Source organism: Mesorhizobium sp. M7A.F.Ca.AU.001.01.1.1, from assembly GCF_004022735.1.
Taxonomy (GTDB): Bacteria; Pseudomonadota; Alphaproteobacteria; order Rhizobiales; family Rhizobiaceae; genus Mesorhizobium; species Mesorhizobium ciceri.
Window position 1 is genome coordinate 1 of the sequence record NZ_RZPF01001234.1, and the last position, 867, is coordinate 867.

1 protein-coding gene is annotated in these 867 nt (G+C 65.1%); it reads right to left on the reverse strand.

The window, feature by feature from the left end; translation table 11 throughout:
- A partial coding sequence (locus tag EN884_RS37325) for an ATP-binding protein (RefSeq protein WP_348633005.1) occupies positions 1-849 on the reverse strand: 849 nt, incomplete at its 3' end.
- Positions 850-867: the final 18 nt, after the last annotated feature.

Here is an 867-nt window from a genome sequence, read left to right on the forward strand (position 1 = left end):
GGTGAAGAAGGGTTCGAAGGCCTTGGCCATGACATCGGGGGTCATGCCCGAACCGGTATCGCTGACGGCGATCATCACATACTGGCCGGCCGCGACTTCTGCATGGGCGGCGGCGTAGCTGTCGTCGAGATGGCTGTTGGCGGTCTCGATGGTCAGCTTGCCGTCATCGCCCATGGCGTCGCGGGCGTTGACGGCCAGGTTGAGAACGGCGTTCTCGATCTGGCTCGGGTCGGCATGGGTTTTCCACAAGCCTCCCGCCAGCACCGTTTCGATGCGGATGGTTTCGCCGAGTGCCCTACGGATCAGGTCGGACATCCCGGTCAGCAGGCGGTTGGCGTCGACGATCTGCGGCGCCAGCGGCTGCTGACGCGAGAAGGCGAGCAGCCGGGCCGTCAGATTGGCGGCACGGGTCGCGGCATCGATCGCCGCGTCGATGAATTGTGCGATGTCGTGCTCGCCGCGCGCCAGCTTGCGCTGGGCGAGGTTCATGGCGCTGATGATCACCGCCAGCATGTTGTTGAAGTCGTGGGCGATGCCGCCTGTAAGCTGGCCGACCGCCTCCATCTTGTGCATCTGGCGGATCTGGGATTCTGCCTTTTCACGTGTCTCGATCTCTCTGCCGAGCGCGACGTTCTTGCGCACCAACTCCTCCTGGGCGACCGCCACCTCAAGGAAGCGGCGGCGCGATTCCCTGATCGCGTAGCCGGCAAGCAGGAAGATCGCCAGCAGTGCCGCCACCGAACCGATGCGTAGCCAGGTCTCGACCTGGTCGGTATGCGCGTCGCGCGCGGCGACGGCTGCGGCGCTGATGCGTCGGACCGTATCCATGCTGGTTCGGATTTCGTCCATGACTGCCTTGCCCTGGCC